Genomic DNA, 23,440 nt, shown 5'->3' with positions numbered 1-23,440 from the left:
GGGTTGGGTCAGTCAGTCCCGGGTGAGCAGCTGCCGGACCAGGTCCGGCCGGTGGTGGATGTGGACGTGGTCGCGGCACAGGTCGCCGGGTCCGGGCATCCGGCTGCCCGGCAGGCTGACCGCCGCCGCGGCCCACGCGAGGCCCTCGGCGAGCGCCGCTGCCCCGGCGGTACCGCCGGCCAGGAAGCCGGCGAGCAGGGCATCCCCGGCCCCGACGTTGCTGCGGGGCTCGGCGACGGGTGAGATTCCGGTGATGACGCCGTCCTCGTCGACCAGCACGGCGCCCTCCGGGCCGAGGCTGGCCAGCACCGCCTGGGCACCCAGGGCGCGCAGCTGCTGGGCGGCGGCGACGACGTCTTCGGTCGAGTTGACGGCCCGCCCGGTGGCCTGGGCGAGTTCCTCCCGGTTGGGCTTGATCAGCGACGCCCCCGCTGCCGCGGCGGCGACCAGCGCCGGGCCGCTGGTGTCGACTGCGAGCCGGACGCCTGCTTCGATCAGTCGGGAGCAGAGCTCGCTGAACTCCTCGACCGGCAGGGACGGCGGGATGCTCCCGCAGACCACCGCCCAGTCGGCCGAGCCGGCGGCGGAGAGCACCACCTCGACGACCGCCTTCAGCTCGGCGCCGGAGAGCGCTGGGCCGGGCTCGTTGATCTTCGTGATCGTGCCGTCCGGCTCGGCCAGCGTGATGTTGGACCTGGTCCGGCCAGCAATCGGTACGGCGATCATGGGTACGCCCTCCGCCGCCAGCAGCCGCACCAGCTGCTCCCCCTCGGGGCCGCCGCACGGGATGACCGCCCGCGACGGCACGCCGTTGGCGAGCAGGGCCCGGGAGACGTTGACTCCCTTGCCGCCCGGGTCGAAGTGTGCGGGTGCGGCGCGCAGCACCTCGCCCCGCACCAGGGACTCGATGGCGACGGCCCGGTCCAGGCTCGGGTTGAGGGTGACGGTGAGGATCATGCCCGGATCACCTCCGGACCGGCGTGCTGCAGCCCGCCTGCGGCGGCGGCGCTCAGCCCGGTGTCGGTGATGATGAGGTCGACGTCCGCGAGTTGGCCGAAGCGCGCGAGGTAGTCGTCGCCGAACTTGGTGTGGTCGGCGAGCAGAACCGTACGCCGGGCCGAGGCGATCATCGCCCGCTTAACGGCGGCCTCGGCCGGATCCGGCGTGGTGAGCCCGCGCTCGACCGAGCAGCCGTTGGTCGCCATGAAGGCCACGTCGACGTAGATCTGGGAGAGCGCCTGCATGGCCCAGTCGTCGACCGTCGCCATGGTTCGGCTCCGGACCCGGCCGCCGAGCATGATCACGTTGAGGTTCGGTCGGGCGGCCAGCAGGGTGGCCAGTGGCGGGGCGTTGACGATCACGGTCAGCTCGCGCTCCGTGTTCAGCACCTGGGCCAGCCGCCCGGTGGTCGAGCCGGCGTCGATGATGATCGCCCCGTCCTCCGGGACCTCGGCGAGCGCGGCCTTGGCGATGCGCTCCTTCTCGGCGGTCAGCACCGCGTCCCGGGCGGCGAGCGCGGGCTCGAAACCGAGGCGTTCGACCGGGATCGCGCCGCCGTGTACGCGGCGCAGCACCCCCGCACGCTCCAACGCGGTCAGGTCCCGCCGGATGGTCTCGCTGGTCACCGCCAGTTCCTCGGCCAGCACCATGACGTCGACCCGGCCCTGGGCCCGGGCTCTGCGGAGGATCTCCTGCTGCCGTTCCTCGGCGTACATCGCTTGGTTTCACCGCCGTTTCGATGTGACTTCCTCTGTGTTTACGCCCGATCGTGTTGGATAGTCAAGAGGTCTCACCCGCCAACTCCGCAAGTTTGACCGAAGCGGTACCTGAGATTGAGGAACAGATCGATATACCTCGGCACATACCAGTTGATGGGGTGGGCCGCCCGCTGGCCGCAGCGGCTGTTTGCCGTGGAAGGCGCCGCCGGTCTTGGCCGCGGCATCGCCCAACTGCTCGCCGTTGGCGGCGAAGACGTCGTCGACGTGCCGGCCACGCTCGCCGCTCGCGCCCGGCTGCTGGACATCGGCGGTGCCCGCAAGAGCGATCCCGCCGACGCCGCCAGCGTCGCGCACGCCGCCATGCGCCACAAGCGGTTGCGCGCGGTGGTCGCTGGCCGAACGCCGTGACGACCTGGCCGGTGAAAGCATTCGCGTCCTCAACCGCCTGCACGTCCTGCTCCGCGACCTGATTCCCGGCGGCGCGCCGCCGAATCCTCCACTTAAGGACGCCCCGGCCGACCGCTCGGTCAGCTCCTCGGATGGAGCGGCGCCAGATCCATCCAGCCGGTTCACTGGATAGCGGCTCGCGTTCGCGGCCGGCTCGATACTCTCGGCTCCGGGATCCACACGGACATCCGGAGCCACTCGATCGGCGAGATCGCCGGTGACGCAGGCGATCGACATCCCGGCGCGCAGCCGGCTCTCGCCACGACTGGCGCACGGGACATCTCAGCCGACAGGAGCGCCATGCCCGGGAAGTTGCGATCGCCTGTCCTGCACCTCATCGTTTGCCACGCCGAGCCCGCCGTCGAGCTCGGACCGTTCATCACGGCCTGCCAGGAGTTGAGGTGGGAGGTCCACCTCATCGCCACCCCGGACGCGGTCGACTCGATCGACCGGGACGGGCTCGCCGACCTCACCCACCATCCGGTACGCGAGGACGACCAGCCGGAGACGCTCCATCCCCTGCCGCCGGCCGACGCCTTCGCCGTCGTGCCCGCCAGCTTCGACCTGGTGAACAAGTGGGCGTACGGCCTCAACGACAACCTGGGCCTGCGGCTGCTCAACGAGGCGATCGCCGTCGGCCTGCCGGTCGTCGCCGTGCCGGCCCCGGATCCGGCGCTCGCCCGGCACCCCGCATTCCTGGAGAGCCTGGAGCGGCTGCGGCACTGGGGCGTGACGGTGACCCGGCCCGCCGAGCCCTCCGAGGTCGCCGACGCGGTTCCGTGGCAAGCCGCCGTGCAAGTGATCTCCGCCTGGACGCGGTTCGCCCGGATCCCCGGGCAGCCCACCGGAGAGCGACAGCGCAGCGCCGACGACTTGGCGCGGCAGTCCGGCTAGCGCCTCATCATGCAGCCATGAACGGGTAGTCCGCCTGCCCTCGTCCCACGAGGGCTGGGGCCTGCCCCGGCAGCTCATACGTGGTCTGCTATCGCCCGGTCGGATGCGTTGCTCGGCTTTTCGCCGCCTTCTCGCCGCCTTGCTCGGCCCGCAGTTGGGTCATCGCGCGAGCGGAGACGCGCTCGCCTGGTCCCGGGCTCTGAACGCTTAACCGATGTCATGCGGGTGTCCGTAGCGATGTACTGGACTAGTCGCCAGGTCCTGAGGCTGAGACTCGGGTCCTTGACTGAGTCGAGTTCCGATAGCGGCCACGGTGATCGTCACCGGGAGGTTGGACACGGGGTCACCACTGACCTGGGCTGCTGGTAGGAGGGGTGATGGCCCATCCGGATAGGCAGGAGCAACGGTCGCCCGAGCGGTCCGCGGAACACTGGTGGCCGGTCGGGAGCATCCTTTTGGCATGCGTCGGAGGCTGCCTGGCCGGGCCCGGATCGCGTTTTGGGGCTCTGCTTGGTTTTGACTGGCTCGAGGCTGTGGGACAGGGGTGGTTCGAGGGCCAGATGCCCTGGGTGGCCTTCGGGCCGCTGGTCTTCACGCTGTTCGTTGGGCTTCTAACCCTGAGGCGGCGGGGTAGGAAACCGCGTCGGCGCGGGTCAGTACTTGGCCTACTCGTGCTTGGGGCGGTGTTGACCAGCGGAACCGGATGCTCGGCCACCTCCGATTATCGATCCGGTCACGGCCCGGCGACGGTGACGGCCTTTGATGTAGTGACCGGCAGGCCGGTGTGGACCGCCGAGCTGGAGGCCGCGAACGGGGCGAGCACACCCACTTTCGGAGCCGATCGGGTTCTCGTCCAGACCGGTCGGTCGTATAAGTCTCCGGCGGGGAGGTTGGTGGCTCTTGACCCCCGCAGCGGCCGGCAATTGTGGTACGTGGCGACCGAGGGTGGGATCTGCGGCGGCGCGGACGCCATGGGCGACCCACCGATGATCGCTGACGGAGTGGCCGTCGTGCCAGCCCCAGATGGCTACATCCAAGCGATAGACGCACGCGACGGCAGCGAGCGGTGGCGTACACGGGTGGCTGGGGCGCCGGCCGCCATCGCCGACGGCGTGGTGCTCGTCGGGACGCAAACCGCCTATACCGGCCTGGATCTGGCGAGCGGCGCGCAGCGGTGGACCCAGTCAATCCCAGAGGCGGCCTGGGGTGATTGGCGGCCGGGCGGGCGGGCGTTCGTCCTCGGCGCGGGATCAACGTTTGTTGTCGAGCTGGCGACCGCCGGAAGCTTCAGCGTCGCGGCGCTGGATGCCGGCAGTGGGCGGGAGCTGTGGCGAGATGCGGTCGGAACGGTGGATTCGACCGCGCGGCGCTATGTCACCGACAGTGTGGACACACTCGCCGCGCTGCAGGGCGGACCAATGGACAGCCCACATGGCCAGACAACACGTCTGGTCGGGCGGGACCTCCGTAGCGGAAAGCCGCTGTGGACGACAAAAGATCTACCGCCAAACCAAGACGGTCTGCCGCAGACCGGGATCGCCGCAGACGGCGGCCAAGTGTTCTATGCGTCAGCCACTGGCCGCCTCGTGGCCCTCGACGCACGCTCCGGTGCCGAACGTTGGACGGCGTCGTACGGCACTGGAAAGGACCTCTTCGTGCCCCGCCTGATGGTCGGCGAGGATGCCGTGGTGGTACGGCGGGGCACCCAGCTGTCGGTGTTTGAGGCGGCGACTGGCGCTCAGCGCTGGAGCACCCGGCTGGACTCCAGCGCCGACCCCGAAACCACAGCCGCCACCGGAAAAGGGCTTGTGTTGGTGCCGCGGTCCAGCCAGCCCTGTATGCCCCCGGTCAGCGGCGGGATGGGTCCGGCCTGAACGGCCTGCCGCGAAATCGCGTGGATCGCCTCATCTTCTCGCTCAAGTCGGCATCGGCTACCTCGCGAGCCGATGGCGGTCGGTGGCGCCAGTCGTCACCTGCTCGCCTACGCGATCCTCGACGGCACCCTGATCCCGATCGACCGGATCGCCGACCAGAAGACCTACTACTACGGCAAACATAAACGGCACGGCATGAACGTGCAGGTCATCGCGGACCCGGCCGGCCGACTGGTGTGGGCGTCGCCAGCCCTGCCCGGCTCCCCCATGACCTGACCGCAGCCCGCACCCACGACATCATCGACACCTTGGCCAGGTCAAAGGTGATGACGTTCGCCGACAAGGCGTACCAAGGTGCACGTGGCAGCGTCCGGACCCCGTTCAAACGGCACCACTCCCGACCGAAGCGATCGGCTGCTACGCCACATCAGCCACTACCAGCGGAGACTCCGACTCCGCGAAGCGACTGGAGCCGCTCGGCCACACGCTGATGGCGCGCCAGCGGCCCGGCGGGCTGCATCCCGACCCGGACAGAAACTCGCCGCGCATCCGGGATACCGTGCCGTGCAGGCCATCGACGGCGTCGGCCCGGTGTTGGCGGCGATCTTCGTTGCCGAGATCGGTGATGTCAGCCGTTTCCACCGCCCGCAGCAGCTGTGCTCCTGGGCCGGGCTGACCCCACGCCACCGGGAATCCGACACCACCGTGCGCCGGGGCCAGATCACCAAACAAGGCAGTCCGCTGCTGCGCTGGGCTGCGATCGAGGCGGTGCAACGGCTCAGCCGCGGCCCGGTCGGCGCGACCCGGATCCGAGTCGGCGCCCGCCGGGGATCGAACATTGGCAAGGTCGCCGCCGGCCGAAAACTTCTCACGCTGGTGTTCTACGGGCTGCGCGACGGGCATATCCGCGCCCTGAGCACCCGACCGGCGTGAGCCTGATCCGGACACAGCCAGGACCCGAGGTCGCTGGGGGTCTGACCCTCCCGAACACGGGACGCGGTCGAGCGTTACTTGATTGACCCGGCCCTGGCTGTGGCCGCACCACTCCATGCCGCGCACAGCGGCGAAGGGATGACCGGCAACCGGATCACAACCGGCATGCCCCGTCCATTCAGGACCTTGGAGAACACGGCCCGCACAACCCCATAGCCTGCTCCCGGCGCCGCCATCGTGCGATCGCCTCGGGATCGGCGTCAGGGCCACGCCCGCTACGCGGGTCGACCTAAAGGTCGAGCCTGGACCCCGACCCCTCACCGACGTCTGCCCGCACCGATCCGGAAATCAGCCATAAACCGGTCACAACCGGTCCAGCGTCCGCGCTTGACACGGCCCCGCCTCTTCAGGGATGACCCCCAGGCAACGATCAGGCCGACCCCGTAGGCGGCCTAGCTAGCTGCGGCGACGGGCCAGCCAGACCGTACGCTCCGTGCGCACCGTGAAGTCGGTGCGGTGCGGAAGGTCGGCGGCCAGCTGCTCCAGGGCGGCCAGGTCCTCGGCCGGGAGGCGGTCCTCCAGGCCGTGGCGGATGCGGCCCAGCGAGATCTCCGCGTAGCGGCCGGTCGCGGCGGGCAGCGGCGGCCGCAGGACGAGGTCGAAGTGGCGCTCCGCCTCGACGGTGTAGCCCGCGCCGGCCAGCCGCTCGCCCCACGCCTCGCCCATGTGCAGGCCGTGTTCGAGGCGCTTCGCGTCGAGCAGGGCCTGGCACCGCTCCTCCAGCGCGGCGCCGGCCGGGTCGTTCAGGAAGCGCGGGAACGAGTCGAGTTCGACCACGGCGAACAGGCCGCCGGGGCGGGTCAGCTCGTGCGCCCGGGCCAGCGCCGTGTCCGGGTCACTGATGTGGTGCAGGGACGCGGATGCCCAGATCAGGTCGGCCGGCTCGAGCTGCGGCCAGGGCTGGTCCAGATCCGCGCGTACGGTCCGGATCCGGTCCCCCAGGCCCTCCTCGTCCGCCTTGTGCCGCAGGTGAGCGAGCATCTCCTCGTCGACGTCGACGGCGGTGACCCGGGCGGCGGGCAGGTGGCGGGCCAGCGATCGGCTGCCGACGCCTGTGCCCGCGCCGAGGTCGACGATGTGCGGCCGGTCCGGCAGCCGTGCGCCGACCCAGCCGATCAGTTCGGCGTAATACTCGTGCAGGACGGCGGCGTCGAGTTCGAGCATCTCGCCCAGGTGCGTGTGTGCCATGCGCCGACCGTACGCCGGTCATGCGCCGACGGCATAAGGTCTTGCGTATGAAGCAAGACGGAGATCTGGACGCCCTCGTCCGGCAGCGCATCCGCGGATTGCGGACGGCCCGCGGGTGGTCGCTGGACGAGCTGGCGGCGCGCAGCTATCTGAGCCCGTCCACGCTAAGCCGAATCGAGACCGGCCACCGGCGCATCGCGCTCGACCAGCTCACCCCGATCGCCCGGGCGCTGGGCATCACGCTCGACCAGCTGGTCGAGGCGGGCGGGGACGACGACGTGGTGATCCGGCCACACCACGAGCCGGAGCGGGGCATCACCACGTGGCTGCTGTCCCAGGGCGACGCCGCGCCCCGGATGACGGTCGCCAAGCTGCGGATCACCCGGCCGATCCCGGCGGATCTGCGGGTGCACCCGGGGCGCGACTGGTTCACCGTGCTCTCCGGGACCGTGGTGTTGCAACTCGGCGAGCGGACCATCCGGGTCGAGGCGGGCGAGGCCGCCGAGTTCTCCACGATGGTGCCGCACGCGTTCGGCGCGGACCGCGGACCGGCCGAGGTGCTGTGCATCCTCGACCACGACGGCGAGCGCACCCACCTCGGCCCGGAGCGCTGACCCGGAGCAGGCGAAACCTGGCTCGGCGCCGGTCGCGACACTGGTGGCATGTCAAGTCTTACCGTGGTGGGTGTCCTTGAACTGGTCGGCTTGTTCGTGTTCGCGATGTCCGGTGCCTTGACCGCCATTCAAAAGGGTTCGATGCCGTCGGAATTCTGATCTTGGCGGAAGTCACCGCGTTGGGTGGCGGCGTCCTTCGCGACGTCATCATCGGCGACAGGCGGATTCGAGCGGTCGTCGCAACGGTGACGATCATTAGAGTGCCAGAGCCGTCTGAAAGATGTCGGCCGGGGTTCGCCAGCCGAGGATCTTGCGGGGCCGGTTGTTGAGGCGTTGCTCGACGGCGCGGAGATCGGCAGCCGTGTGCTGGGATAGGTCAGTGCGTTTGGGAAAGTACTGACGCAGCAGGCCGTTGGTGTTCTCGTTTGTGCCGCGCTGCCACGGCCGGCCGGGATGGGCGAAGAACACCCCGTCCTTGAGCAGCGGTGCGATCTGCTGGTGATATGCCATCTCCGCGCCTTGGTGCCAGGGTAAGCCTGCCGCAACCAGGCGGCGATCTGCTGCCGACTCCAATCCTCCTCGAGCTTGGCCTGAACCACGGCGCGCAGACCGGCGTCAGCAAGTAGCCGCCCCTGCCGCGGACGGCGGGCTCGCTGCCGCGCCCGCGCGTGCGCCAGGTCGCCGTCGTAGACGCCGTTGTCGTGGGGTCGGACGTTGCGCCGTAGCTCACGGCTGACTGTCGATGGCGCCCTGCCTAACTGCTCAGCGATCGCCCGGATCGTCAACCCCTGCCTGCGAAGGGTGGCGATTCGTTGCCGCTCCAACAGTGAGAGGTACCGGCCCGATCGAACGTCCTCCGCCAACCGGGCCCGGGGGCACCCCGCCGTTCTCCGCGCGCCATCGATAGCCGGTCTTGCGGCCAATCCCGACGATGCGGCAAGCCTCGAACGTCCCCACACCCGACTGCAGCAGCCGCCAGTACTCCGTCTCCAGCTCGAGCCGGCGCTTACGTCCTCGTCGTCCCATCAACACGCCTCACATGATCAGGTGTGTTGCGACAAGTACTGGAACCCGCCCGCCGTCGGGGGGCCAGTCTTCACGCGTCGCCGACACCTCAGAGATCAGCCGGGCGACCGACCCCACCTACTTCGCTGCCCGAGGCAGGTACCACATTCCGGCGTGGTGGGGGTCGCGAAGCCAGCGCACGCGAGATGCCTCATCGGGTCGAGGCGTCCAATCGCGGTACGGCAAGAAGGCCAGCCGCCAGGCGATCACGGCGAAGATGTAGACGCCAGGGCCAATCAACCACAACAGCGCATCCCGCCGGCGGTAGGACGCACGGGGCGCGAGCCAGGCCGTCACCGCTACCGGAACTGCTATCCAGCCGAAGTCGGCCAAGGGACCGCTTCCCATCTTGGCCTCGATCAGCTCGCGGATGATGAAGGACGGCACCGTTACCCCGAGCACAAGCAGCGCCGCGATCAGCGTGCGCGGCATGCGTCCGATTGGCGGGCGCGAGCTGGGTGGATCATCGGCCATGACCCGGAGGATACGAGCCAGCAGCAATCGCGGATGTTGGGGATGGGGGTCGTGACCTTGCAGGGGCGGTGTTGAGCCGGGCCATCCACGGGCCAGTAGCCGCGAGGCGAAGCGGTCATGAGCGGGCACGAGGGGCACCTAGCTCTGCGCCGGCCGCAGGCATTTCGGGCATCACGACCGATTGAGCGCGCTCTTCCAAACTGACGGTGCGGCCGGCCCGGAGGAAGCCTGACATCAACGTCTGTTCTAGCGTGTGTCTTGGCTGAGGGAGTGGGTGTTTGGGTGCTGCACGCGGGCCGGACCACGCTGGAGGGCCCAGTAGATGAGCAGATGCTGTCCGCCGTCCGGAGGGCGATCTCCGCGAGCCATGGCGAGATTTGGCTAGAGCACCATCAGGGCCGCATCCTCGGCATCGTCATCGGTGGCAAGCGTGCGATGGTGCTGCGGCTGGCGGAGTCCGGAGACGCCGGCTTCCACGCCATCGACCCGGAGGCATCGCCGGAACGGTCCGGAGAGTACGTCTTGGCCAACGGCCAGGTGGATCGGTACGCCGACCGTGACACCGTCGAGGTCTGCCACGTCGTGCCGATCGTGACCCACTTCCTCGCCAGCCTGGATAGGTGGTCGGGGGTGACGTGGCAGGACGACAACGCGATCTAGACGCGCTGTACAGCGATCCGTACAGCCAAGCCAACCGACGAACGGCGGGAAAGGCCAGCATCAACCGACAAGCCGTGCAGGTCAGCGATCCTGACCGGCGCCCGCCGACAGGGCGCTTGATCTTTGCAAGGCAAGGGTCGCCCGGCGCTTCCGTCCAACCGGTGGGGCCTGGAAAGCTGCCACCGTGGAAAACAACGCGGACAGAATGCACAGCCTCCTCCTACAGGTCAGCGATGTGCTGCGGACCGACGAGCCCGAGTGGAGCAGGAGTGCGGCCAGGTTCGTTCAGCGGCTGGAGGAAGCAGGCACAGATCGTGATCTACGACAGGGAGTGATCCGGGACATCCTCGGCCTGTACCGCCAAGGGATGGGCGGCTTCCAGGACATTGTCCTGCAGCGAGACGGTGCAGTCTTGCCTGAGCAGCGGCAACTCGACCGCCTGCGTTCCATGCTCTTCGAGGAGTCGAAACGGCAGTTGGCCGGTGAGCCTCTGTAGCTTGCGGGCCAAGTCGGGCAGCCCCTGCCTCACGTGTGCCCGGCAGTCCGCATCCAGTCCGCAAGAGGGCGACGAACGGCGGGGAGCGGTGTGAGATGTCGGAAGCCCTTTCCGCTGCTAGACCTCGGTACGTGCAGGTGATCGGGGGTGGGCAACTTGATCTCATAATCCGTCGGTCGCCCTGCCCGTTGCGTGCCCGTTGGCACGGATGCCGAGGGTCAACGGCGGTCAGCTCCTGGACGTGGCGGCCGGCATGGCGACGCAGGTCAAGCCAGGTCAGCACCCCGCACGTTCCGGCCGTGTCCACACTTCTAAACCGCGCCAGCCCTACAAGGAGTCGCTCCAGTCGGGGCCGGATGGGCAGTGCGCGCACTGATCTGCCCGGCACGCATCGATGTCGCCATGCCCCCACTCGGTACCGGGGCAACCGGCGCTGCTGCAGTGCGTTGCGTCGTCCTCGTGAAGAATCACCGTGCCGTTGCAGCGGCGAGGGATCGGGGTTCCATCGGCAGATCGCCCCACCAGCCACCTCCGCGAGTTGCCCGGCCTACTCCTATAGATCGGAAGGACAGCGCCCCTCCGCCAAGATCCTCCAGTCCTCATCCAGTCCTCAAGACGCCGAACCGCCACCACCGCCAGTGAGAGATGTCGGAAGGTAGATCCGCAGCTCAACCAACACTTGGCCAGGTAGGCGAGATGGGCAACTTGATCTCGTAATTCACAGGTCAAGGGACCGGAGCAGCCGCACCGCTTCGCATGTCGCGCGATGCTGCAAGGCAAGATCTTTGCGTAGGTTCTGCTCGTCGTACTCCTGGTCGCACATCAGGGTGATGACCGGCACCCATTCGCCGCCATCGCCAGTGCTGTAGGGCGCCCACGACGAGCCAACTTCCACGGGTCGGTGCACGGCCTCGTTCCGGCGCTTGATCGCGTCGTAGAGCAAGTCCAGGCCGGCGGACCAATGCGAGCGCCTCTGCTCATCGAGCCTCTGTCGTAATTGGAAAGGAGGAGCTGCCCGGCTGGACGGGCGACGCTCTGCCCAGGATCAAGACGAAGAGGATCATCCCGAGAACGGCCTCCTCGCCGAATTTCAGGGGGCCGACGCGAAGCCACCCCATGATCAAAAACTAGGGTGCCGACGCGACCCCAACGGGGGTGGAGTTTCGAAAGGGCCTACCCCTCTCCGTAGAGCCCGTGGTAATCCCGGTGATCCCGGTGACCACCGGCACCCGACCACCCGGGCCACCGGGCCGACCGGACCACCACCACCGGCACCAGGACCACAGACACCAGGTCGCCCGGCACCCCCACTCCTGAGGGCAGGGTGGTGGCACAGCACCAGTGCACCCACCACCTACACCACGTCGACCAGCACCATCACGATGTCGATGTCGATCAAGTCGGAAGTGATCGAGTCGATGATGAGAAGTTGATCGATGAGAACAACTCATCGATCACTCGCGCTCGCGTGAGCACGCGAGCACGGAGGGGAGGGGGGAGGCGCGGACTCTGCTGTCCGGCCGGGGAATCTCCCCCCGGCCGGGTTACCCCCCCCCAGCGCCCCAACGAGCCGCCGCGGGTCCGACGAGCCGCCGGACGCACGCTGCGATAGCGTCCCGCCATGGCTGAAACTCCGGCGTGGGTGCCTCTCGTTGGTTACGCCCTGGTGGAGCCTTGGAAGAATCCCGGAGCAAAGGTGGTGGACTCGTGACCCCTCACGAACTAGACCCTGATCCTGTTCGGACGATTTTGTTGGAAATATCCGAGCTGGCGCTTGCGGCCCCTAGCGGGGGGCCGGTTTGCGAAGGGATGCGGCGGTTCGCGAGCGCCCTCGACGACGCCCATGGGGACAAGTCGGCACGTGAGGCCGTGCTGAACAACATCCTGAAGATGTACCGGGGAGGTATGGGTAGCTTCCAGGATTACGTCGTGCAGGATGCCAAGGGTGTCCTACCCGAACACGATGCGTTCGACCGCCTACGGTCCCGGCTCTATGACGTGGTCAAGGCCGAACTGAGCTAGTCGAACGGGCAAGACGTGTGTGGCGGTGACGTTCCCTCGCTACATACGGCGTGGCGCTGTGGGGGGGCGCTCGCATACCGCAGTTCATCTGGAGACTGGCAGATCCGCCTGAGAGCAAAGACGACGAGTAGCCCTTGGGGACGAAGGCCGAAATCTCGACGAGAGCCTCCGGGGTCCCCCGCAGGAGAAACCCCAGCCCCGCTCAGCGGCCCGCTGAGCGGCGCCGGGGCCGGGCAGCAGGCCAGGGGCGTAGGCGCGCTCGGGATTGCGCGGGTACCGCCTGCGCCGCAGATTGAGAGTTCGAGGCGATCTGCGATTGGTAGCTGGCGACCTTCTCCAGCGCCTCCCGCGCTTTCCGCAGCTCGTCCGCGATTCGCTTTGGCACCGGCGCGGCTGCGTCCGCCTGGCGCAGTTCGTTGAGGTCGATCACGTAGATCAGCTCCTCGACTGGCCCGAAGGGGCCGTCCGTCGTGATCGTTGCGGTGTAGCGGCGGGGCGTCTCCGGTTCTTGGAAGATCCGGAAGCCGATGTCGAAGAACCACTGGATCTTGCGGCGGGGCGGCAGCGCCGAGATTGGACGGTGGAGTACCTCCACCGTTTCGGCGAAGTCAGGCTTGCCACGGAAGTCAGCGGCGGGTCGAACGTGACGCGGACGTTTCGGGCGACCGTTGCGCCGAGGTTCTGCACCACGAGCATGATCTTTTGCGGGTCGAGCTCGTCTGGGCGGAGATCGGCGAACACGTATGGCTGCGATTGGTCCTTCCGTACCCGCTCGGCTAGTACTGCAACGGCAGTAAGCAAACCGGGTTCGGCTCGCGTTCGTTGGTCTGCCTGTGACAGATGTTGATGTTGACCGGTGGCACGGGGAGTTGGCCCGGTTGCACGCGCGGATCGGGCCTCGATTTCGCCGGTCGGAGCCGCGGCGGCGGGTGCGTCAGTACCTGTGCGGGCTGGTCTCGGGCCTGGGCCGCAAGAACGGCTGGACCCTGGCTGAGCAGGCCGGGGATGTGTCGCCGGACGGGATGCAGCGGCTGTTGCGGTGGGCGGACTGGGACGTCGAGGCGGTCCGTGACGATGTGCGGGACTACGTGGTCGAGCACCTCGGCGATCCGGCGGGTGTGCTGATCGTCGACGACACCGGGTTTCTGAAGAAGGGCACGCGGTCGGCCGGGGTGCAACGCCAGTACTCCGGCACCGCAGGACGGACCGAGAACTGCCAGGTCGGGGTGTTCGTGGCCTACCGCTCGGCGGAGGGCCGCGCGTTGATCGACCGGCAGCTCTACCTCCCGGCGTCGTGGACCGATGACCGGGACCGGTGTCGGGCGGCCGGGATCCCGGACGAGGTCGAGTTCGCCACCAAGGTGCAGATGGCCCGCCAGATGCTGGCTCGTGCCCTGGACGCCGAAGTGCCGGTGGGGTGGGTGACGATGGACGAGGCCTACGGGCAGTCGAAGTCGCTGCGGCTGTGGTGGGAACACCGGGATCGGCATTGCGTTGGGCACCGCGGCGATAGCGACCAGTCGGGAGCCGGTTGCGACGTCGAGGACATGGCGACCGGCGACGGTGTCCGGGTGATCGAGGATGTAACGCGTGTGACTCTGCCCGCCGGTCCAAGCCGACACCCAGAACGGCGGCGGGAGGACGTGCCCCGCCTCGGCTTTGAGCCGGGCCCAGAGGACGATCGCGTCCTCGGCTATGACCAGTCGCACCTCTGGCACCAGGGCCCCAGCCGGAGCCGGTCGATGCTGGCGGTCCCGGCCGCGCCACTCGGGGGCTGACAGCGCGTGCAGCACCAGCGGTTCGAGGCCGGGCAGGACCGCGGTGTCGGAACGGATCGGCATTCGTCGGTCCGTGGTCTCAGCCACCGCCGGGGCGACGGGCGAGGCCTCGTCGCCACGGCTTGGCGGAGTCAACGTCAGACCAGACGGATGTTGGCGGCCTGAAGGCCCTTCTGGCCCTGCTCGACGTCGAACTCGACCCGCTGGTTCTCGTCCAGACTGCGGAACCCGTTCGATGAGATGGCGGAGAAGTGGGCGAAGACGTCAGGGCCGCCACCATCCTGCGCGATGAAGCCGAAGCCCTTGTCCGCGTTGAACCACTTGACTGTGCCGAATGCCATGTCTTCTCCTCTGAGTAGCTGATGGAGCCATGTACGGGCCCTCGGTTGTCGCCGCTGCTGGTCCGGAAGAACCGGCAGAACAAAGAGCGCCTGGCGGGTTAGGTACCCACCAGGCGCTGGCAAAGTATGCGACAAACCGAAGGCTGCAACCCGGTGAGGCTAGCACGGCGCGCCGCCCGGGCGGTGTCTTCGCTGTCAGCGCTGACCGCGCCGGCTACCAACCCGTGTGCCGGAAGAGAACGCCGCGACGCCCCGCGGCGCGGACGTGGTTTCCGCGGCACTCGCCCGACGACTTTCCGAGCCTGTCCCGCGCGCTGCGCTGGCGGTCGATCCGCCCGTCGCCATGCGCGGATCCGGGCGCCGCGTGGCGCTGTGGCCTCGTCGGTGATGCGGCGCCGTCGTCGCTGCGGGAGGCGTCACGAAGTGGCGCTCGCCCGGGGCGAGTTCGGTGAGCAGCGAGTCACCGGGCCCAAGCCGGGTAATCGTCGGGTTGATGCCGGCCTGGCGGGTGAGGTCGCGCACGTCGGTGACCTGGTCGTCGGTCATCAGGGTGACGACGGTGCCGCTCGCTCCGGCACGCGCGGTCCGCCCCGAGCGGTGCAGGTATGCCTTGTGCTCGGCCGGCGGGTCGGCGTGGATCACGAGAGCCACATCGTCGACGTGGATACCGCGCGCCGCGATGTCGGTCGCGACAAGTGTGCGGGCGTCGCCGGCGGAGAACGCCGCCAGATTGCGGGTTCGGGCGTTTTGCGCCAGGTTGCCGTGCAGCTCGACGGCGGGCACGCCCGAGGCGACCAGTTGACTGGTCAGCTTCTTGGCGCCCCGCTTGGTGCGGGTGAATACGAGCGTGCGCCCCGGGGCGGCCGTCAGGTCGATCAGGACGGGGAGCCGATCATCGTGACGCACGCGGAGCACGTGGTGGGTCATCGCGGCGACCGGGGACATCGCCGAGTCGACGCTGTGGGTGATTGGGTTGGAGAGGTACCGCCGCACGAGGACGTCGACGCCCGCGTCGAGCGTCGCCGAGAACAGCAGCCGCTGGGAGCGGGGCGGTGTCTTGTCGAGGAGTCGCCGTACGACCGGCAGGAAGCCCAGGTCGGCCATGTGGTCCGCCTCGTCGAGCACCGTGACCTCGACGGCGTCGAGGATCGCGTGGCCGGTCGAAACGTGGTCGGCGAGCCGGCCGGGACAGGCGATGAGGATATCGACCCCGGCACGCAGTGCACCGACCTGTGGCCGCGCGCTCACCCCACCGAAGATCGTCAGGGTCCGCAGCGACAGCGCGGTGGCCAGCGGTGCGATCGTCGCTTCGATCTGGGTCGCCAACTCGCGAGTGGGCGCCAGGATGAGCGACCGCGGGCGGCCGGGCAGCCGCGGAGACGTGGCGGCCGAGAGCCGGGCGAGGACCGGGAGAGCGAAGGCGTATGTCTTGCCCGATCCCGTCCTGCCACGACCCAGCACGTCGCGGCCGGCGAGTGAATCCGGGAGCGTCGCGGCCTGGATCGGGAATGGCGTGCTGATGCCCGCCTGCTCGAGCGCGGCGACCAGGCGGCCGGGCACGCCGAGGTCGGCGAAGGAGGTGGGTGTGACAAGGGGTGTCTTGCTGGGGCGGCGTGCCGCCATGGGAGTCTCCGAACGTGGAAGGGGTCGCCCTGCACGGCGCTGACCGATTGGTCGCGGCGCGTGGTGGTCGACATCAGATGCAGGCCGTGGTCGGAACCGGCGGACTGGTTGATCAATCTACCCGCGCCCCGGCCCAGGCCGTACACGATGGCTTTTTTGGGTTAGGGTTCGACGGGCCGAGCGAAATCCAACGCCCCCGGCGAGCGGCCGGATCCGCCCCGCTCATTTTCCGCACCCGGCTTGTATCTTGCGAGCGGGTGGGTTGCGCGTTGGCGCGCAAACTTGGAGCAGTTCTTGACTGATGTAACCGCGCATGACTCGAATTTGTTCCGTGAAGCACCGGGAGCAGATGCGCCTTTCGACCACACACCTGGCGTTGACGTAAGTTCGGCTGAGATGACCCGCCTGCGCACCCCGTTCCGTGTCGAGGGTGACGCCGACCCGGAAGCCGACGATCGCGCCCATCGCCCGCTCGTTAGGCATCACGACGCCACGGAGCCCAGTCGGTAAGGGCTACCACGCGCGTCGGTTCGACGCGTCGCAGGTACCGACGTCCTGTGCAGGTGGATCAGCACGTCTCCACGACTGGACCAGCGGATGGGGCGGTGGCGGTGGACCGCCGCTCGGCCTTGCCCACATACATTGTCGCGTCGGCCATCCCGATCAACATGTCCCCGTCGAGGGTGCTGCCGCGACCCGCGACCGCCGCACCCATCGTGCCCCCGGTCGGGGTGGTCGCCCAGTGCAACTGCGCACGGTGTAGGCGCCGCCCGTCTCGGCGTCGGCGATGAGAGTCGAACAGCTCATGACATGACCTGCTTGGGGTCTGACTGGATGGCTGGGAGGTACGCCCGCCGAGGCGGTCGAATGTGGTCGCCGTCGGCGCGCGGTTGAATCGCTTCGATCGGTCCGTGGATGCGCTCGCCGGTCATCCGCTCAGAACAGGCATACGTGGCGTCGCGAAGGCGGTGCTCCGCGGATGCGTCCTGCGCCAGCCCGGTCAGGTCTCCCATCTCTCGTCCACAATTCGTGGGTTTCCCGATCACACCGACCGTCTTCCCAAGATCATTATGGTTCGTCTTTCCGCACACTGCTATACGGTCAGCAGGTGAGAATCGAGCGTCACTGGTGGAACGGGGACCGAAGTCCGCGGGGGCGTCGCGACGTCTACATCCGCACCGACGGCCAGCGATGGGAGGTAGAGGCGCCGACCGGCGGCATCGCAGGTCGATCGAAGCTACACCCCTGTCCGAGTCGGGCGTCTGCGGAGATCCTCGCCGGCGCATGGCTGGGTGGTCGTCCCGAGTGACGGGAAATGGTGCCCTGACAGTGGACGTCAGGAGCACTCCTGGCATACGTCCCGGCCGTCGGGCTGCGCGGCGCGCTGACCGCGGTGGTGCACCAGGAAGCAGCGCGCGCATCGAAACTCGTCCGGCTGCATCGGCACGACCGCCACGGTCAGTTCCTCGCCGGACAGGTCCGCACCGGGCAACTCGAAGTTCTCGGCAGCCTCGGCCTCGTCGAGGTCGACTCTTGCTGACTGCGACGCCGCGCCGCGCGCCTTGAGTTCCTCGAGGCTGTCGTCTTCAACCTCAACGGCGGGTCGGCGCGGCGCGTCGTAATCGATGGGCTTGCTCATCGTGATGGCCTCTCCGGCTTTGTTCATGGGTGTCACGACGGTAGACCGCGGCTCATGTCGTGGCGCTCGAGCGAGCGGTGGAAGGGTAGCGCTCGCCCTTGGATGCGAGGGGCGCCATAGGCAGTGATCGCCATCGCGGCGGAGAATTGTGGTGGGTGTTGGGGATTGGTCATCGGGCCGCGGCGCGGTCACTGGCCAGTCCCGCGGTTGAAGTTGGATCGGCGTTGGTGTTTGCCGCATGCGCCGAGGACACGATCGGGTGGTGGTGTTCGGCCAGGCCGGTGGCGAGCAGGTTGACCAGGAAAGCGGGCAGCCGGATGCGGCGCACGGAGTCGCTGGTCTTGGGCGGGCCGAGGAACAACTTGCCGTCGACCTCGTGCAGCGCTCCCACTGGCGCTGTTGCATTAAGAGGTCGCGCGGATTGGTGGATGATCATGGCCGTTTGTTCGGGCGGTTGTCCCAGCGGTGGTGGTCCAGGCTTTCCGGATGAGGCTACGCAGGGTGATGATGGTGTCGGCGAGGTCGAAGAACGCGTTGATGACGCGCTTGACGCGTTCGTAGCAGCGTTGCAGCCGGTTGAACGCGTTGTGCCAGGCGTTGGTGTATTCCACATGCCATCTCTGGCTGGCTTGGATCGGTGCTTTGTCGCCCTTGTGAGCGATCTCGGCGTGCAGGCCGCGTTCGGCAAGTAGGTCCCGGGTCTTGCCGGAGTCGTAGCCGGCGTCCAAATGCACGGTGATGGCGTCCGGTAGCGGCCCGAGATCGTTGAGCCGGTCCCAGGGTCGGTGCCAGCAGCGGTGAGTCGTGGCGGTTGGCTCCGGCCAGCACGCGACCCAGTGGGATGCCGTAACCCTCGACCAGCACGGACCGTTTCATGCCCTGCTTGCGTCGGTCAACGGGTGACGGTCCGGCGCACTGGCCACCGCCAGGGGCCTTCGTGATGCACCCGTCCACGGAGACGTCGGCCAGTAGCAGACCCACGATCCGGTCGTAGGCATCCAGTGCGACCTGTTTCAGCTGGGTGAACACCCCGGCTTTGATCCACTCGTCACGGCGGTCCCGGATCGTGGTCGCTGAACAGGTCGTATCGGCGATGGCCTGGTAGGAACAGCCGAACCGGAGAACCTGCAGCAACACGCCTAACGTCGCTGGCGACGGTCAACGCGGACGCCGTCAGGTAGCTGAAGTCGGGAGACCCAGGGCAAGGGCAACGGCATTCCCCCAACGAGGCGATCCTCGACGCGATGCGGCTCGCCGCCCGAAGGCATGATCACCGACCCGGTCTACGAGGGGAAGTCCATGGCCGGCCTGATCGACGTGGTGACCCGCGGCGAGATCCCCGGCGACGCGAGGGTGTTCTACGCCCGTCTCGGCGGCCAGCCGGCGCTCAACGGCTACGGCCTACTCTCTCCTGAGACTGCCCTCAGTCGGTGAGGCCACGCCGGGTGACCACGCTGGCCGGTACGGGGGTCAGTGCCGGGAGGCGAAGACGACGATGGCCAGCACCCAACCAACGAACAACCCGTAGATGCCGCCGCCGGCGGCCCAGTCGATCGCACCACGGAGGCTGGCATCAGCCTGGATGAACGCGGCCAGCAGGCCGGCGAACGCCGCAGCGAACACATAGGCGCCCCAGCTCGAGAAGAACAGCCTCGCGCTGCGGGATGGCGACGAACTTGATGCAAGGCTCAGCAGTCGTCCTGCTTCCACTTGCCGTCTTCCCGCACCCACGGCTCCTTGTTCTGGTTCAGGGCAGGCACGTCATAGGTGTAGGTCACTCGGGCCATCTCACCTGAGATCTGCGCCTCGAAGGTCTTGATTGGCATCGCCTTGCCGTACATCTGCTTGGCGGCCGTCAGCATGCCGGTGAACTCGCTGAGGCTCACGCGTTCCTTGCATCTGGCCGAGAACAGTTCGTAGCCGACCGTAGGCTTCGCGTCGAGGAAGGCGTCCGAGTACGCCACTACCGCCTGGCGAAGCTCCGCCTCCTCGCTGGCGGCCTGAGCGGTCGGGCTGGCCGCCGCATCCGACGCCGTGCTGACGGCAGGAGCTGGCGATGTCGAGGACGGAGCGGCTTCCGGCTTGTCGGCGTTGCTGCTACAAGCAGTGAGGGAGAGCAGGCAAAGGGGCATTACGATCATGGCTTTGCGGATCATGGCGCGCACAGTACTGCCGCGATAGCCCTCGATACTCGACGGGATCAGGACGGGCAGCTCGGCTAACAGCCCTGCAGGCGGTCGGCGCGCGCCACCCCCTCCTGCGTGGGCCTGAGGGCGGACGGCACAACGGCCGTAACGCCCTCAATGCCGTGCAGATCGTGCCGCCCGCTGTCCCCACAGCGTTCGGATAGCCTCCGCCGCAGGCGAACGCGCCGGGAACGGCTTGTCCCAGTCGATCTCCCCGCCAACCTGATCGACCGCATCCAGCAGCTGCTCGTAGGTTCGCGGTTCGAGGCCGTCCTCGGCGCCCTGCGGCCAGACCAGCAAGGCGGTTGGGCCAGTCTCGTCCAGGACGACACGAGCCACGATTGCTGGCGGGCTGGCGGGCGAGTTCCTGCGCGGTTGTTGACGGAGAGGGCCGGCCTGAACCAGTACAACCTCGTCTCCCGGTCGCACCGCGCGCTCGTCTCCGGGATTCATGACCCATGAGTCGACTACCCCGCGCCCGTAGCGCTGTTCGAGGTTCTCGCGGGCGGCGGCGGCCTTCGGTGGGATCAGGGCCGCGTCGGTAATGCCGATCCCGACCCACAAGCGGCGAGGCTGCGGCGCGGTCCGGCGTTGGGCCGGTACATGGGCCGGGGGACGGTAGAGCTCGCGAGCCCGTTTCAGCCACGTCTGATCGATTGGGTCACTTTCGGCCCACCAGACATCCAACTGCTCGGCCACCTGTGTACACAGCCCTTCATCGTCGGTGAGGACTGCGGCTTCCCTTAGCAAGTCACGGGAGCGGGCGGAGGCGTTGGCTGAGCCGATGACGACGTACGTCTCGCCGCCCTCGAGGTGGATCATCTTCGCGTGCAGGTTCGGTAACGTACGGACGTCGACACCGGCTTTGTGCCATCGGCTGATCGTGGTCGGGTCAACCTGTCCGGCTTGCAAGGCGGCGTCGGACCCGTCAACGACGATCATGTCGTCGCCCACCAGGTCGAGAAGCTCTGCGGCAGCTGGTCCGATGTAGGAGATCGCGGCCCGCTTGCGGACATCCGCGTGCAGATAGTCCTCGAGTCCGTGCCAGGTTCCGTCCGCAACTAGTGCCTCGTCATGCAGCCTTGATCGGGTAATCCGGGTGCCGGATCTTGGAGTTGATCGCAAATCCGGATTTTGGTCGGGCTCGCTGGTTGCGCCAGCGGATGTAGTCGCCGATTGCGGCGTCCTGCTCGGCGTGGCTGCGGTGGTCGGTGCCGTTGAGGGCGAAGTACCGCACTGCGGCGAACTCGGCCTCGATCCAGTTCAGCCAGGACGCGTAGGTCGGCAGGAACACCAGGTCGACGCGGTTTGCGGCGCACCAGGCGCGGACCTCGGGGTGCTTGTGCGGGGAGAAGTTGTCCAGAATCAGGTAGAGATGCTGGTCGGGCCAGCGGCGGCGCAGGGTCTTCAGGAAGCTGAGGAACTCCCGCCAGCGTTTGCGGTCGCGGATGCGGTAGTGCAGCTTCCCGCTGGCCAGGTCGAGGGCGGCGATCATGTGCCGCACCCCTTGGTCACGGGTGTAGGTGGCACGCAGCCGCACCGGCTGACCCTTCGGGCGCCAGGCCCGGCCGGGGCGGGGTTGCAGGTTCAACGGCCCGAACTCGTCCACGCAGATCACCCGGCCGTCGGCCGGCGGGTGGTCGTAGAGGTCCAGGATCCGGCGCATCTTGGCGGTGAAGTCGGGGTCGTTGCTGGCCTTCCACGTCTTGCTGGCCTGCCAGGACACACCGCGTTCGTGCAGGATCCGCCGGACCGTCTTGCCCGCCGTGTTGCAACCCACCTTGCCGACAGGGTGAAGCAGCCGGTTGAGGCGGTGGTCGTGGACATTAGCGGCCACATCCCCCTGACCGACTTGCGACGAGGCTGGACCTTGTCGGGCTTCGACGATCCGATGATGCCGATCGAGATCGATGATTGGGATGGAGTCGAGAGGCTGCATCGAAGGCAGCGGTTGGCTCTGCTTGCGCGACCCGAGGGAACCGGTCCATCGCTCCACAGCGCCGGCGGGGATCGATCTTTATCCTGGCCATTGGCGGTGCTGAACCTGGCATGCGAGCAGCCGATCCGTGCAATCACGGCGTACCGCATGATCCCGGGCGGCGAGATGCTCTATACACGGACTGCCCACGACCGCGCCAGCCATTGCTTCATTCCGTCTGAAGTTGCCCGCTGGGACCCTCGCCCCGACCGAATTTCGCATCGTGAACCGTCGCCGCTTGATGGCATGAAGGAGCGGGGCCTCGCTCCTCGTGGGTCCCGGGCGGGATGCTCGGGGTGCTCACGTCTCACGACGAAGGAGGCCGCTCATGCAGGCAGAGTACGACGGCCGGCAGATCGTGGGTATCGATCTGCACCGGCGCCGTTCGGTGATCGTGCGGATGACCGAGACGGGCGAGAAACTCGACACGGTGCGGATCGACAACGACCCGGTCGCGCTCGGGCTGGAGATCGCCAAAGCCGGCCCCGACCCGGAGGTGGTCCTGGAAGCCACCTACGGCTGGTACTGGGCGGTGGACGTGCTGACCGCAGCCGGTGCCCGGGTGCATTTGGCGCATCCGTTGGGGGTAAAGGGGTTCGCCTACCGGCGGGTGAAGAACGACGCCCGCGACGCCGCCGACCTGGCGGATCTGCTGCGGATGGGCAGGCTGCCGGAGGCGTATGTGGCCCCGCCGGCAGTGCGGCAGCTGCGGGAGCTGGTGCGATATCGGGCCAAGCTGGTCGCCTGGCGCAGCGGCCTGAAGGCATCCGTGCACGCGGTGCTGGCCAAGCAGGGCGTGCACATCCCCGTCTCGGATCTGTTCGGTGTCGGTGGGCGGGAACTGCTCGCCCGGGCACCGCTGGACGGCGCCTACCGCGGGCGGGTGTCCTCGCTGTGCCGGCTGATCGAGGCGGTCGACTTCGAGATCGACGCGGTCGCCGGGCCGATCCGGGCCAGACTCTCCGGGCACGCCGGCTACAGGGCGATCCAGGCCATCCCCGGTGTCGGCCCGGTGCTGGGGGCGGTGTTCGTCGCCGAGATCGGCGAGGTCGACCGGTTCCCCGGCCCGGCGCAGCTGACCTCCTGGGCCGGGCTGACCCCACGGCACCGCGAGTCCGACCTTGTCGTGCACCGGGGACGGATCACCAAACAAGGCTCCACGCTGGTGCGGTGGGCCGCGGTCGAGGCCGCCCACAGTGTCCCGCACCGCGCCGGCTGGCTGGTCTCCCGACGGGCGGCCATCGCCGAGCGCCGTGGACGCAACATCGCCACCGTCGCGGTGGCCCGCAAGCTGCTCACCCTCGTCTACTACGGCCTGCGCGACGGGCACATCCGCGCCCTCGCACCGGCCACCACGGCGGCGTGAGCAGGTTCGGACGTGACCGGACGCGAGGTCGTTCTGTGTCTGACCCCCGTCGACCGACGGCGAGGCCGCCCGCTTGATTGACCC

25 protein-coding genes and 5 pseudogenes are annotated in these 23,440 nt (G+C 68.3%); 13 read left to right on the top strand and 17 right to left on the bottom strand.

Translation table 11 applies throughout. The features are described from left to right. Positions 1 to 12: 12 nt before the first annotated feature. Positions 13 to 957 (bottom strand): 1-phosphofructokinase family hexose kinase, encoded by a 945-nt coding sequence (locus M2302_RS15350; protein WP_280838577.1) that lies wholly within the window; start codon positions 955 to 957, stop codon positions 13 to 15. After that, the gene (locus tag M2302_RS15345) at positions 954 to 1,715 is read right to left on the bottom strand and encodes a DeoR/GlpR family DNA-binding transcription regulator (protein WP_280838576.1); all 762 of its coding nucleotides are present in this window, start codon (positions 1,713 to 1,715) and stop codon (positions 954 to 956) included. The genes M2302_RS15350 and M2302_RS15345 overlap by 4 nt, the downstream gene beginning before the upstream one ends. Before the next feature lie 156 nt (positions 1,716 to 1,871). On the opposite strand from M2302_RS15345, the gene M2302_RS15340 reads away from it, so the two are divergent. The 5 genes and pseudogenes from M2302_RS15340 to M2302_RS15320 all read left to right on the top strand — a co-directional run bounded on the left by M2302_RS15340 (position 1,872) and on the right by M2302_RS15320 (position 5,866). Continuing rightward, positions 1,872 to 2,126: a hypothetical protein gene (locus tag M2302_RS15340; protein WP_280838575.1), complete on the top strand. Its 255-nt coding sequence runs from the start codon at positions 1,872 to 1,874 to the stop codon at positions 2,124 to 2,126. Between the two features lie 339 nt (positions 2,127 to 2,465). Next, on the top strand, positions 2,466 to 3,059 hold the full coding sequence (locus tag M2302_RS15335) for a flavoprotein (protein WP_280838574.1): 594 nt from the start codon (positions 2,466 to 2,468) through the stop codon (positions 3,057 to 3,059). Positions 3,060 to 3,436: 377 nt separating this feature from the next. Next, entirely contained in the window at positions 3,437 to 4,933 is a 1,497-nt protein-coding gene (locus tag M2302_RS15330; protein ID WP_348529420.1) for a PQQ-binding-like beta-propeller repeat protein, read from the top strand. 102 nt (positions 4,934 to 5,035) lie between these two features. Next, a pseudogene (locus M2302_RS15325) lies at positions 5,036 to 5,337 on the top strand (transposase family protein); the annotation flags it as partial. A gap of 160 nt (positions 5,338 to 5,497) precedes the next feature. Then, complete coding sequence (locus M2302_RS15320) at positions 5,498 to 5,866, top strand: IS110 family transposase (protein WP_280838573.1); 369 nt, start codon at positions 5,498 to 5,500, stop codon at positions 5,864 to 5,866. Between the two features lie 456 nt (positions 5,867 to 6,322). Here M2302_RS15320 and M2302_RS15315 read toward each other — a convergent pair whose 3' ends face one another. Next, entirely contained in the window at positions 6,323 to 7,114 is a 792-nt protein-coding gene (locus tag M2302_RS15315) for a class I SAM-dependent methyltransferase (RefSeq protein WP_280838572.1), read from the bottom strand. A 47-nt stretch (positions 7,115 to 7,161) separates the two neighbouring features. Here M2302_RS15315 and M2302_RS15310 point away from each other — a divergent pair, with 47 nt between their 5' ends. Both M2302_RS15310 and M2302_RS15305 read left to right on the top strand, forming a co-directional pair. Further along, a complete protein-coding gene (locus M2302_RS15310) occupies positions 7,162 to 7,728 on the top strand; it encodes a helix-turn-helix transcriptional regulator (protein WP_280838571.1) in 567 nt (188 codons plus the stop codon). A gap of 48 nt (positions 7,729 to 7,776) precedes the next feature. Beyond that, positions 7,777 to 7,887: a TRIC cation channel family protein gene (locus tag M2302_RS15305; protein ID WP_280838570.1), complete on the top strand. Its 111-nt coding sequence runs from the start codon at positions 7,777 to 7,779 to the stop codon at positions 7,885 to 7,887. 96 nt (positions 7,888 to 7,983) lie between these two features. Here M2302_RS15305 and M2302_RS15300 read toward each other — a convergent pair. Both M2302_RS15300 and M2302_RS15295 read right to left on the bottom strand, forming a co-directional pair. Beyond that, positions 7,984 to 8,591, bottom strand: a pseudogene (locus tag M2302_RS15300) (IS30 family transposase). Positions 8,592 to 8,871: 280 nt separating this feature from the next. Beyond that, positions 8,872 to 9,267, bottom strand: coding sequence for a hypothetical protein (locus M2302_RS15295; protein ID WP_280838569.1), 396 nt, complete (start codon positions 9,265 to 9,267; stop codon positions 8,872 to 8,874). A 282-nt stretch (positions 9,268 to 9,549) separates the two neighbouring features. Here M2302_RS15295 and M2302_RS15290 point away from each other — a divergent pair, with 282 nt between their 5' ends. Then, positions 9,550 to 9,927: a hypothetical protein gene (locus tag M2302_RS15290; RefSeq protein WP_280838568.1), complete on the top strand. Its 378-nt coding sequence runs from the start codon at positions 9,550 to 9,552 to the stop codon at positions 9,925 to 9,927. Between the two features lie 184 nt (positions 9,928 to 10,111). Continuing rightward, the gene (locus tag M2302_RS15285; protein WP_280838567.1) at positions 10,112 to 10,423 is read left to right on the top strand and encodes a hypothetical protein; all 312 of its coding nucleotides are present in this window, start codon (positions 10,112 to 10,114) and stop codon (positions 10,421 to 10,423) included. 718 nt (positions 10,424 to 11,141) lie between these two features. Here M2302_RS15285 and M2302_RS15280 read toward each other — a convergent pair. Continuing rightward, positions 11,142 to 11,366 (bottom strand): hypothetical protein, encoded by a 225-nt coding sequence (locus tag M2302_RS15280; protein WP_280838566.1) that lies wholly within the window; start codon positions 11,364 to 11,366, stop codon positions 11,142 to 11,144. Between the two features lie 764 nt (positions 11,367 to 12,130). Here M2302_RS15280 and M2302_RS15275 point away from each other — a divergent pair. Continuing rightward, positions 12,131 to 12,445, top strand: a complete 315-nt coding sequence (locus tag M2302_RS15275) for a hypothetical protein (protein WP_280838565.1) — start codon at positions 12,131 to 12,133, stop codon at positions 12,443 to 12,445. A gap of 202 nt (positions 12,446 to 12,647) precedes the next feature. On the opposite strand, the gene M2302_RS15270 is transcribed toward M2302_RS15275, so the two are convergent. Beyond that, entirely contained in the window at positions 12,648 to 13,040 is a 393-nt protein-coding gene (locus M2302_RS15270) for a hypothetical protein (protein WP_280838564.1), read from the bottom strand. A 274-nt stretch (positions 13,041 to 13,314) separates the two neighbouring features. On the opposite strand from M2302_RS15270, the pseudogene M2302_RS15265 reads away from it, so the two are divergent. Beyond that, a pseudogene (locus M2302_RS15265) lies at positions 13,315 to 13,929 on the top strand (IS701 family transposase); the annotation flags it as partial. A gap of 24 nt (positions 13,930 to 13,953) precedes the next feature. Here M2302_RS15265 and M2302_RS15260 read toward each other — a convergent pair. The 6 genes and pseudogenes from M2302_RS15260 to M2302_RS15235 all read right to left on the bottom strand — a co-directional run. Next, positions 13,954 to 14,286, bottom strand: a pseudogene (locus M2302_RS15260) (methyltransferase); the annotation flags it as partial. Positions 14,287 to 14,360: 74 nt separating this feature from the next. Next, on the bottom strand, positions 14,361 to 14,564 hold the full coding sequence (locus M2302_RS15255; RefSeq protein ID WP_210778296.1) for a cold-shock protein: 204 nt from the start codon (positions 14,562 to 14,564) through the stop codon (positions 14,361 to 14,363). Between the two features lie 195 nt (positions 14,565 to 14,759). Then, complete coding sequence (locus M2302_RS15250; protein WP_280838563.1) at positions 14,760 to 16,187, bottom strand: DEAD/DEAH box helicase; 1,428 nt, start codon at positions 16,185 to 16,187, stop codon at positions 14,760 to 14,762. Between the two features lie 1,336 nt (positions 16,188 to 17,523). Next, the gene (locus M2302_RS15245; RefSeq protein WP_348529423.1) at positions 17,524 to 17,826 is read right to left on the bottom strand and encodes a DUF4193 domain-containing protein; all 303 of its coding nucleotides are present in this window, start codon (positions 17,824 to 17,826) and stop codon (positions 17,524 to 17,526) included. Positions 17,827 to 17,995: 169 nt separating this feature from the next. Then, positions 17,996 to 18,262 (bottom strand): hypothetical protein, encoded by a 267-nt coding sequence (locus M2302_RS15240; protein ID WP_280838561.1) that lies wholly within the window; start codon positions 18,260 to 18,262, stop codon positions 17,996 to 17,998. After that, a pseudogene (locus tag M2302_RS15235) lies at positions 18,259 to 18,960 on the bottom strand (IS5 family transposase); the annotation flags it as partial. The gene M2302_RS15240 and the pseudogene M2302_RS15235, both read right to left, overlap by 4 nt. A 132-nt stretch (positions 18,961 to 19,092) precedes the next feature. On the opposite strand from M2302_RS15235, the gene M2302_RS15230 reads away from it, so the two are divergent. After that, positions 19,093 to 19,260 carry a hypothetical protein gene (locus M2302_RS15230; RefSeq protein ID WP_280838560.1) on the top strand — a complete coding sequence of 56 codons (168 nt, stop codon included), beginning with the start codon at positions 19,093 to 19,095 and terminating at the stop codon, positions 19,258 to 19,260. A gap of 36 nt (positions 19,261 to 19,296) precedes the next feature. Here the strand turns inward: M2302_RS15230 and M2302_RS15225 are convergent, their stop codons facing one another. The 4 genes from M2302_RS15225 to M2302_RS15210 form a co-directional block, all read right to left on the bottom strand. Further along, complete coding sequence (locus tag M2302_RS15225; RefSeq protein WP_280838559.1) at positions 19,297 to 19,449, bottom strand: hypothetical protein; 153 nt, start codon at positions 19,447 to 19,449, stop codon at positions 19,297 to 19,299. A 65-nt stretch (positions 19,450 to 19,514) separates the two neighbouring features. After that, on the bottom strand, positions 19,515 to 19,982 hold the full coding sequence (locus M2302_RS15220; RefSeq protein WP_280838558.1) for a hypothetical protein: 468 nt from the start codon (positions 19,980 to 19,982) through the stop codon (positions 19,515 to 19,517). A gap of 144 nt (positions 19,983 to 20,126) precedes the next feature. Then, positions 20,127 to 20,966, bottom strand: a complete 840-nt coding sequence (locus M2302_RS15215) for a phospholipase D-like domain-containing protein (RefSeq protein ID WP_280838557.1) — start codon at positions 20,964 to 20,966, stop codon at positions 20,127 to 20,129. A gap of 118 nt (positions 20,967 to 21,084) precedes the next feature. Beyond that, positions 21,085 to 21,792 carry an IS630 family transposase gene (locus M2302_RS15210; RefSeq protein WP_280838556.1) on the bottom strand — a complete coding sequence of 236 codons (708 nt, stop codon included), beginning with the start codon at positions 21,790 to 21,792 and terminating at the stop codon, positions 21,085 to 21,087. A gap of 526 nt (positions 21,793 to 22,318) precedes the next feature. Between M2302_RS15210 and M2302_RS15205 the strand changes: the two genes are divergently transcribed. Continuing rightward, positions 22,319 to 23,356 (top strand): IS110 family transposase, encoded by a 1,038-nt coding sequence (locus M2302_RS15205; RefSeq protein WP_280838555.1) that lies wholly within the window; start codon positions 22,319 to 22,321, stop codon positions 23,354 to 23,356. Positions 23,357 to 23,440 lie beyond the last annotated feature (84 nt).

Source organism: Micromonospora sp. A200 (genome assembly GCF_029893845.1).
Classification (GTDB): domain Bacteria; phylum Actinomycetota; class Actinomycetes; order Mycobacteriales; family Micromonosporaceae; genus Micromonospora; species Micromonospora purpureochromogenes.
The sequence above is the reverse complement of the archived record's forward strand: the minus strand, read 5'-3'. Positions and strand labels throughout refer to the sequence as shown.

Excerpts from the sequence above, each read along its gene's own strand:
- M2302_RS15350 (WP_280838577.1), bottom strand. The coding sequence starts at position 957 with ATGATCCTCACCGTCACCCTCAACCCGAGCCTGGACCGGGCCGTCGCC.
- M2302_RS15345 (WP_280838576.1), bottom strand. The coding sequence starts at position 1,715 with ATGTACGCCGAGGAACGGCAGCAGGAGATCCTCCGCAGAGCCCGGGCC.
- M2302_RS15240 (WP_280838561.1), bottom strand. The coding sequence starts at position 18,262 with ATGATCATCCACCAATCCGCGCGACCTCTTAATGCAACAGCGCCAGTG.
- M2302_RS15315 (WP_280838572.1), bottom strand. The coding sequence starts at position 7,114 with ATGGCACACACGCACCTGGGCGAGATGCTCGAACTCGACGCCGCCGTC.
- M2302_RS15305 (WP_280838570.1), top strand. The coding sequence starts at position 7,777 with ATGTCAAGTCTTACCGTGGTGGGTGTCCTTGAACTGGTCGGCTTGTTC.
- M2302_RS15245 (WP_348529423.1), bottom strand. The coding sequence starts at position 17,826 with ATGAGCAAGCCCATCGATTACGACGCGCCGCGCCGACCCGCCGTTGAG.
- M2302_RS15340 (WP_280838575.1), top strand. The coding sequence starts at position 1,872 with ATGGGGTGGGCCGCCCGCTGGCCGCAGCGGCTGTTTGCCGTGGAAGGC.
- M2302_RS15250 (WP_280838563.1), bottom strand. The coding sequence starts at position 16,187 with ATGGCGGCACGCCGCCCCAGCAAGACACCCCTTGTCACACCCACCTCC.
- M2302_RS15230 (WP_280838560.1), top strand. The coding sequence starts at position 19,093 with ATGATCACCGACCCGGTCTACGAGGGGAAGTCCATGGCCGGCCTGATC.
- M2302_RS15335 (WP_280838574.1), top strand. The coding sequence starts at position 2,466 with ATGCCCGGGAAGTTGCGATCGCCTGTCCTGCACCTCATCGTTTGCCAC.
- M2302_RS15220 (WP_280838558.1), bottom strand. The coding sequence starts at position 19,982 with ATGATCCGCAAAGCCATGATCGTAATGCCCCTTTGCCTGCTCTCCCTC.
- M2302_RS15255 (WP_210778296.1), bottom strand. The coding sequence starts at position 14,564 with ATGGCATTCGGCACAGTCAAGTGGTTCAACGCGGACAAGGGCTTCGGC.
- M2302_RS15295 (WP_280838569.1), bottom strand. The coding sequence starts at position 9,267 with ATGGCCGATGATCCACCCAGCTCGCGCCCGCCAATCGGACGCATGCCG.
- M2302_RS15330 (WP_348529420.1), top strand. The coding sequence starts at position 3,437 with ATGGCCCATCCGGATAGGCAGGAGCAACGGTCGCCCGAGCGGTCCGCG.
- M2302_RS15205 (WP_280838555.1), top strand. The coding sequence starts at position 22,319 with ATGCAGGCAGAGTACGACGGCCGGCAGATCGTGGGTATCGATCTGCAC.
- M2302_RS15310 (WP_280838571.1), top strand. The coding sequence starts at position 7,162 with ATGAAGCAAGACGGAGATCTGGACGCCCTCGTCCGGCAGCGCATCCGC.